Genomic DNA, 7,952 nt, shown 5'->3' with positions numbered 1-7,952 from the left:
TTGCCGATGATCGACGAAACCGTGCGCAAGGAAGTGGCACTGGAATACTGCCGCCGGGTGAACGCGGGGAACCTCCCCTCTCTCCTCAGGCTGTTCGCCGTGGACGTGCGGTTCGAGGACCCCGTGGGGACACCTCCGGTCATCGGGCGCACGGCCCTGGGCGCCCACTTCGCCCGGGTGCTGGCGGGCCGGGCCGAGGAGCTGCCCGGACGCCCGATCCCGGCGCAGGACGGCCTGCACGTCGCGGTGCCGATCGTCGCCACCATGGACTACGTGCCGGTCGGCCACGACCTGGCGGCGGCGGGGCTGGTCACTCCCCCCTCGGAGCCCGAGCGCGGGCGGCTGCGCTTCGATCTGCTCGCCGTCATGCGGCTGGACCACGAGTGGCTGATCAGCGGCATGCGGGTGTTCTGGGGGAAGTCGGACGTGAGCGTCCAGATGTAGGGGGCCGACTGGGGTGGACCGCGGCGCGCCACCGGGATAGACGTGCGGTGGAGGAGGATCGCCTATGCCTACGGGAACAGCGGTGGTCGCCGGCGCGGGGCTCGCGGGCATGCTCGCGGCCTCCGTGCTGGCCAGGCGGGTCGGCAGGGTGACGCTCGTCGAGCGCGACGCGCTGCCCTCCGGGCCGCGTCCCCGCCGCGGGGTGCCCCAGGCGCGCCACGCCCACCTGCTGATGAGCGGCGGGGTCCGGGCGCTGGACGCGCTGCTGCCCGGCACGTCGGACCGCCTGGAGGCCGCGGGCGCGCGCCGCGTCGGCATGCCGGGCGGCGTGGTGTCCATGTCCGCGTACGGCTGGCAGCGGCGCTTCCCCTCGACCAGGCACATCTTCGCGTGCAGCCGGGAGCTGCTGGACTGGGTCGTCGGGCGGGCCGTGCTCGCGGACCCTCGGATCACCCTGGTGGAGGGGGCCGACGTGACCGGTCTGCGCGGCGGGCCGGGCGCGGTCACCGGCGTCCGCGTCCGGCCCCGTGACGGCGGGCCGGAGCGCGAGCTGCCCGCCGACGTGGTGGTCAACGCCGCCGGGCGCGGGTCGCAGCTCTCGCGCTGGCTGGCCGAGCTGGGCGCCGCCGTGCCGGAGGAGGAGGTGATCGACCCCGGCACCGCGTACGCGACCCGGGTGTTCCGGGCGCCGCCCGGGGCGCGGGAGGGGTTCCCGCTGGTGGCGATCTACGCCGACCACCGCGAGCCGGTGCCAGGCCGGAACGCGGTGCTGCTGCCGATCGAGGACGGCCGCTGGATCGTGACGCTGTCCGGCACGCGGGGCGGCGAGCCGTCCATGGCCGAGGAGGACTTCGCCGAGTGCGCCCGGCGGGTCCGCCACCCGCTGATCGGCACGCTCATCGCCGGCGCCGAGCCGCTCACCCCGGTCTACGGCTCCCGCAGCACGGCCAACCGGAGGCTGCGCTGGGCCGACATGGCGGCCTGGCCCGAAGGGCTCGTGGTGCTGGGCGACGCGCTGGCGGCGTTCAATCCGGTGCACGGCCACGGGATGAGCGCCGCCGCCCACGCCGCCGAGGCGCTGGACCGCGCGCTCGCGCGGGCGCCCGGCCCCGCCGGCACCCGGGAGGCGCAGCGGGCGGTGGCGGCGGCCGCGGACGATCCCTGGCTGCTGGCGACCTCGCTGGACGTCCGCTATCCCGGCTGCCGCGTCCGGTCGGCCGACCCCCGCCTGACCCGGCGCCCGCCGGAGGGCGGCCCCGAGTTCGGCGACCTGCTCGGCTCCGCCGCGCTGCGCGACCCCGAGGTGAGCGCCGCCGTGATCGACGTGAACACCCTCTCGGGCCCGCTCGCCGGCCTTCAGGCGCCCGGCGTGGTGGCCGCGCTGCGCCGCCCGCCCGCCCACCCGCCGCTCGGCGAACCGCCGATCACCCGGAAGGAACTGGACACAGTGACATCGACGGCCAGGAGACACGCGTGAAGCGGCTGGCGGGCAGGGTCGCCGTGATCACCGGCGCCGCGGGCGGCATCGGCCGGGCCATGGCCCGCAGGTTCGCCGCCGAGGGCATGGCGCTGATGCTGTCCGACATCGAGGAGAAGGAGCTGGCCGCCACCGCCCGGCTGGCCGCCTCGGCGCCGGAGGCCGGCAAGGTGCTGACCCAGGTGACGGACGTCAGCGACGCCGCGGCGGTGCGGGACCTGGCCGACCGGGCGTTCGCCGAGTTCGGCGAGGTGCACCTGCTGTGCAACAACGCCGGCGTGCTGTGCGGGGGCCGGATCTGGACCCGCGAGCCGGCCGACTTCGCCTGGTCGTTCGGCGTCAACACCTGGGGGGTGTTGCACGGCATCCGCGCGTTCGTGCCGCGGATGATCGAGCAGGGCACCGAGGGGCACATCGTGAACACCGTGTCGGTGGCGGGGCTGCTCGCCGGCCCGTACGCGGCGCCGTACGCGGTCAGCAAGTACGCCGCCTTCGCCGCCACCCAGTGCCTGGCCCAGGACCTGCGGCTGGCCGGGTCGCGGCTGAAGGTCACCGCCCTGTGCCCCGGGGTGGTGCGGACCGGGATCGCCCGCTCCGAGCGGAACCGGCCCCCGGAGCTCGCCGCGACCGGCGACAGCGACGACGGCGCCGCCATGCGCGCGTTCGCCGAGGACAGCGTCCGGCACGGCATCGACCCGGCCGAGGTGGCCGCCGCCGTCGTGGAGGCGGTCCGCGCGGAGCGCTTCCTGGTGCTCACCCACCCCCGGCACGCCGACGGGCTGCGGGCCCAGACGAGGCTGCTGCTGGCCGGGGAGCCGCCGCCGGTCCCGGCCGGCGAGTGACCGGGCCGATTAGGGGTTGCCGCTAGGGGGCGAGGGCGGCCTACGCTGCGAGCGGCCGGAACCCACGTCGTCGTACGGCCGCAATGTCATGCACGTCACCGCCACCCGACTTCGAGAGGCGGGCTCATGCGAATCGTCGTGACCGGCGGCGCCGGTTTCATCGGCTCGAACTTCGTGCGCAGGCTCCTGGGAGGGCACTACATCGACGACGCCGGCCTGGAGGTCCGCGTCCTGGACAAGCTGACCTACGCCGGCACGCGGGCCAACCTGGCGCCGGTGCTGGACGATCCGCGGCTGACGTTCACGCGGGGCGACGTGTGCGACGGCGGCTTCATGGCCGAGTCGCTGTGCGCCGGCGACGTCGTCGTGCACTTCGCCGCCGAGTCGCACGTGGACCGGTCGATCGCCGACTCGCGCGACTTCGTGCGCACCAACGTCGTGGGCACCCACACCGTGCTCCAGGCGGCGATGGAGGCCCGGGTCGCCAAGGTGGTGGTCGTCTCGACCGACGAGGTGTACGGCTCGATCGCGTCCGGCTCCTGGGACGAGGACCGGTCGCTGGAGCCCAACTCACCGTACTCGGCGTCCAAGGCGGGGGCGGAGTTGCTGGCGCGGGCCTACCACCGTACGCACGGCCTGCCCGTCTGCGTCACCCGGGGCTCCAACACGTACGGCCCGTACCAGTTCCCGGAGAAGCTGATCCCGCTGTTCATCACGAACCTGCTGGAGGGCCGCACGGTCCCGCTGTACGGCGACGGCCGCAACGTGCGCGACTGGATCCACGTGGACGACCACTGCCGCGCCCTGGCCCTGGTGGCGGCGGCCGGCCGCCCCGGCGGCACGTACAACATCGGGGGCGGCAACGAGCTGACGAATCTGGAGCTCACGATGGAGCTGCTGGCCATCATGGGCGCCGACGCGTCCCGCATCGAGTACGTCGGCGACCGCCTCGGGCACGACCGGCGCTACTCGCTGTCCACGGGCAAGATCGAGCGGGAGCTGGGGTTCCGGGCCGCGATCCCGCTGCGCGAGGGCCTGCGCGACACCGTGGACTGGTACAGGCGGAACCGGGAGTGGTGGGAGCCGCTCAAGCAGCGACAGGAAGTGCGTCTATGACCGTTCGGCTCGACTCGGATCTGTGGGTCCGCCGCTACACCCCCGCGCCGGGGGCGTCCGTCCGGCTGGTGTGCCTGCCGCACGCGGGCGGTTCGGCGCCGTTCTTCCGGCCGGTCTCCCAGGCGCTCGCGCCGGCCGTGGACGTCTTGTCGGTGCAGTACCCGGGGCGGCAGGACCGGCGCTCGGAGCCGTGCGTGGAGACCATCCCGGAGCTGGCCGACCAGGTCGCCCGGGTGCTCGCGCCGCTGCTCGACCTGCCGCTCGCGCTGTTCGGGCACAGCATGGGCGCGACGCTGGCCTTCGAGGTCGCCCTCCGGCTGGAGCGCGACCACGGGGCCCCGCTCGCGTGGCTCTTCGCCTCGGGCCGGCGCGCGCCCTCGACCACGCGCGAGGAGCGGGTGCACGAGCTGGGCGACGAGGAGCTGTTGCGCGATGTGGCGCGGCTGCGGGGCACCGACTCGCGGCTGCTGGAGGACGAGGACGTCCTGCGCATGGTGCTGCCGGCGATCCGGGCCGACTACCGCGCCTCGGAGACCTACGCCTACCGGCCGGGGCCCCCGCTGGCCTGCCCGATCACCGCGATCCTGGGCGACCGCGACCCGAAGGTGACCGTGGCCGAGGCGGAGGCGTGGCGCGGGCACACCACGGGCGGCTTCGACGTCCGGGTCTTCCCCGGCGGCCACTTCTACCTGAGCGACCACTCGCGCGAGGTGCTGCGGGTCATCGCCGAGCGCGTCGTACCCGGCCATCCCATGGCGTAGCCGCGTCCCCGGGCCGGTCAGGGGGCCGTTAGGGGTTGTCCGGCCCGGCGTCGCGCAGTGTGCTGTGCCTGGCAGATCGTGGACGAGACCGAGAGGGACACCGCCCGCATGACCACACGAGTCTGGGACTACCTGCCCGAGTACGAGAAGGAACGGGCCGACCTGCTGGCCGCCGTGGAGAAGGTGTTCGAGTCCGGCCGGCTGATCCTCGGCGAGAGCGTCCGCGGGTTCGAGGAGGAGTTCGCCGCCTACCACGGCGCGGCCCACTGCGTCGGCGTGGACAACGGCACCAACGCCATCAAGCTCGCGCTCCAGGCGCTCGGCGTCGGCCCCGGCGACGAGGTGATCACGGTCTCCAACACGGCCGCGCCCACCGTGGTCGCGATCGACGCCGTGGGGGCGGTCCCCGTGTTCGCCGACGTGGACCCCGACCACTACCTGATGGACGTCGCCCAGGTGAAGGACCTGATCACCGAGCGGACGCGCTGCCTGCTGCCGGTCCACCTGTACGGCCAGTGCGTGGACATGGCGCCGCTGCGGGCCCTGGCCGCGCAGCACGACCTGGTGATCCTGGAGGACTGCGCCCAGGCGCACGCCGCCCGCCACCACGGCGAGCCGGCCGGCACGATGGGCCACGCGGCGGCGTACTCGTTCTACCCGACCAAGGTCCTGGGCGCGTACGGCGACGGCGGCGCGGTGGTGACCTCCGACGACGAGGTGGCCCGCAACCTGCGCCGGCTGCGCTACTACGGCATGGAGGAGCGCTACTACGTCGTGGCGACCCCCGGCCACAACAGCCGCCTGGACGAGGTGCAGGCCGAGATCCTGCGGCGCAAGCTCACCCGGCTGGACGCGTACGTGGAGGGCCGCCGCGCGGTCGCCCGCCGGTACGAGGAGGGGCTCGGCGACACCGAGCTGACGCTCCCGGCCACCGCGCCCGGCAACGAGCACGTCTACTACGTGTACGTGGTGCGCCACCCGCGCCGTGACGACATCATCGAGGCGCTGAAGGCGTACGACATCTTCCTGAACATCAGCTACCCCTGGCCGGTGCACACGATGACGGGCTTCGCGCACCTCGGCTACGAGAAGGGGTCGCTGCCGACGACCGAGCGGCTGGCGGAGGAGATCTTCTCGCTGCCGATGTACCCGGCGCTGCCGCTGGACACCCAGGAGAAGGTGATCCTCGCCGTACGCGAGGTGCTGGCCGCCCTGTGAGCCCGCGCGGGACGGGCGCCCGGGACGGGGTCAGTCCCGGGCGCTCGTCAGGCTGTGCAGGCAGGCGACCAGGCTGCGGGCCTGCACGTTGAGGTAGTGGCTGTGCCGCAGCAGGTCGGCGAGCTGAGCCATGGTGACCCAGCGGTAGTTGGGGTGGGCCAGGTCGGCGTCCGGCTCCACCTCGATGATCGTGTAGCGGTTGCGGGCGTGGAAGAACCGGCCGCCCTCCTCCGACAGGACGGCGGTGAACCGGATCTGTTCCGGGCGGGCCAGCAGCACCTCGTCCAGGAACGGCGGACGGGCGTCGGCCGGCAGGCAGGAGTAGTTGTCGGGCGTGCACTGCACGGTCGGGGCCAGCTCGATCACATCGACGTACCCCGCCTCGACCTGGGCCTGCACCAGCACGTGCAGCACGCCGTCGATCCGCCGGCACAGGAACGCCACCAGGCCGGTGCCGTGGGGCTCGATCATCGGCTGCGTCCAGTGCGCGACCTCGCGGCCGGTCGCCTCGACATCGACGCCGATCACGCTGAAGAACAGGCCGGTCTCGTGCGAGATCCGCTCCTCGGTGCGCCGCCAGCCGCTCACCTCGCGCAGCGGGATGAGGGAGGTGCTGACGTCGATCCTGGTCCTGGCGTCGGTCACCCAGCTCAGGATCTCGCCGAGCCGGTGCAGGGCGGGGCTGGTGCCGTCGCAGGAGCGCAGCAGCGCCGCGCGGAAGCCGTCGCCCTCCTCGCGCCCGGCCGGGTCGCTGGTCGCGAACGGCAGGCACGACATGACCGTGCGGGCGTCCATGTTGACCAGGTCGTCGAGGGCGAGCACGCGATGCATCTGGCCGAGCGTCATCCACCGGAAGCCGTCGAGCACCTCGACGTCGTCGGTGGTCTCGACGATCATGTTGCGGTTGCGCTTCTGGTAGAACGCCGACCCCTGCTCCGACTGGCGCACGTCGGCGATGACCCGCGATCCCGAAAGGTCGCGGAAGTAGTCGAGATAGGGCACCTGCCGGCCGCCGTGCACCCGGGTGTAGTTGCTGCGGGTGGCCTGCACCGTGGGCGAGAGCTGCAGCCCGTTGCTGTTGCCGGGCTCGACCTTGGCCTGCATCAGGCAGTGCATGACCCCGTCGAACTCCTTGACCAGAATGCCGAGGATGCCGATCTCGGGCTGGTTGATGATCGGCTGGCGCCAGTGGGGGACCGGCCGGTCGCGTACGTGGATGTCCAGCCCCTCGATGGTGAAGAACCGGCCGCTGGCGTGCCGGATGACGTCGGCCCCGTTTTGCCAGCCCGTGAGGGAGTCCAGCGGCACCCGCCGGACGAGCGCCGCGGAGGTCCGCGCGCGTTCGGCGAACCAGGCGCGGAACGCGTCCACCTCGGCCGGCCCGCTCTCCCAGGCGAGCGCCGACTCGGCGATCCGGCGGGCGAGGCCGTCCGCCCACGGCGGTGCGGTGGTCATCGGGCCGCGCCCGCCGACAGCGCCAGTTCCAGCTTCTGGCAGGTGGCGTAGTCGGGGAGCAGCCCGCGCTCGCGCGCCTGCTCCAGCGTCATCGCGTCGCGGTCCCTGGCGGACATGATGGGGTCGATGTCGCCGGGGAGGTCCACCCCGATGGCGGGATCGAAGACCGACAGGGAGTGCTCGTGCTCCGGCGAGTAGCTCAGCGAGATCAGGTAGGACATCACGGTGTCGTCCTCCAGCGACACGAAGGCGTGCGCCACGCCGACCGGCAGGTAGACGGCGCGGAAGGCGTCGTCGAGCAGCACCGAGTCGTACGCGCCGAACGTGGGCGAGCCCAGCCGCACGTCCACGACGATGTCCAGCGCCCGCCCTCTGGGGCAGTGAACGTACCGGGCCATGCCGGGCGGGCTCAGCGTGAAGTGCAGGCCGCGGACCACGCCGCGCCGCGAGACGCTGAGACTGCTCTGCGCGATCGGGAACAGCGGCTTTCCGGCGCGTTCCTGGAAAACCGGCGCCTGAAACGGCGAGGCGAACACCCCGCGCTCGTCGGGAAACCGCTGCGGAGTGAACTTCAGAGCGCCCGCGACGGCCAGTTCGTCTACCCACATAATTCGCAAGGATAGCCGCCGGACCAGCCGA

8 protein-coding genes are annotated in these 7,952 nt (G+C 73.3%); 6 read left to right on the top strand and 2 right to left on the bottom strand.

Annotation, left to right across the window (positions count from 1 at the left end; genetic code table 11):
- Positions 1 to 6: 6 nt before the first annotated feature.
- The 6 genes from HNP84_RS35690 (at position 7) to HNP84_RS35665 (ending at position 5,858) form a co-directional block, all read left to right on the top strand.
- On the top strand, positions 7 to 444 hold the full coding sequence (locus tag HNP84_RS35690) for a nuclear transport factor 2 family protein (protein ID WP_185054424.1): 438 nt from the start codon (positions 7 to 9) through the stop codon (positions 442 to 444).
- A gap of 64 nt (positions 445 to 508) precedes the next feature.
- On the top strand, positions 509 to 1,921 hold the full coding sequence (locus HNP84_RS35685; protein ID WP_185054423.1) for an FAD-dependent monooxygenase: 1,413 nt from the start codon (positions 509 to 511) through the stop codon (positions 1,919 to 1,921).
- Positions 1,918 to 2,763, top strand: a complete 846-nt coding sequence (locus tag HNP84_RS35680; RefSeq protein ID WP_185054422.1) for an SDR family NAD(P)-dependent oxidoreductase — start codon at positions 1,918 to 1,920, stop codon at positions 2,761 to 2,763. The genes HNP84_RS35685 and HNP84_RS35680 overlap by 4 nt, the downstream gene beginning before the upstream one ends.
- Positions 2,764 to 2,889: 126 nt before the next feature.
- The gene (gene rfbB / locus HNP84_RS35675) at positions 2,890 to 3,879 is read left to right on the top strand and encodes a dTDP-glucose 4,6-dehydratase (RefSeq protein WP_185054421.1); all 990 of its coding nucleotides are present in this window, start codon (positions 2,890 to 2,892) and stop codon (positions 3,877 to 3,879) included.
- Positions 3,876 to 4,640, top strand: coding sequence for a thioesterase II family protein (locus tag HNP84_RS35670; protein WP_185054420.1), 765 nt, complete (start codon positions 3,876 to 3,878; stop codon positions 4,638 to 4,640). Before rfbB ends, HNP84_RS35670 begins: the two co-directional genes overlap by 4 nt.
- Before the next feature lie 108 nt (positions 4,641 to 4,748).
- Positions 4,749 to 5,858, top strand: a complete 1,110-nt coding sequence (locus HNP84_RS35665; protein ID WP_185054419.1) for a DegT/DnrJ/EryC1/StrS family aminotransferase — start codon at positions 4,749 to 4,751, stop codon at positions 5,856 to 5,858.
- Positions 5,859 to 5,888: 30 nt separating this feature from the next.
- On the opposite strand, the gene HNP84_RS35660 is transcribed toward HNP84_RS35665, so the two are convergent.
- Together HNP84_RS35660 and HNP84_RS35655 are read right to left on the bottom strand one after the other, a co-directional pair.
- Positions 5,889 to 7,313, bottom strand: coding sequence for an NDP-hexose 2,3-dehydratase family protein (locus tag HNP84_RS35660; protein ID WP_185054418.1), 1,425 nt, complete (start codon positions 7,311 to 7,313; stop codon positions 5,889 to 5,891).
- The gene (locus tag HNP84_RS35655) at positions 7,310 to 7,921 is read right to left on the bottom strand and encodes a dTDP-4-dehydrorhamnose 3,5-epimerase family protein (protein ID WP_185054417.1); all 612 of its coding nucleotides are present in this window, start codon (positions 7,919 to 7,921) and stop codon (positions 7,310 to 7,312) included. Before HNP84_RS35655 ends, HNP84_RS35660 begins: the two co-directional genes overlap by 4 nt.
- Between the last annotated feature and the right edge of the window lie 31 nt (positions 7,922 to 7,952).

Origin of the sequence: Thermocatellispora tengchongensis (assembly GCF_014202315.1) — a bacterium.
GTDB lineage: Bacteria > Actinomycetota > Actinomycetes > Streptosporangiales > Streptosporangiaceae > Thermocatellispora > Thermocatellispora tengchongensis.
Note: the sequence above shows the minus strand (reverse complement) of the source record. Positions and strands in the feature narration are given on the sequence as shown.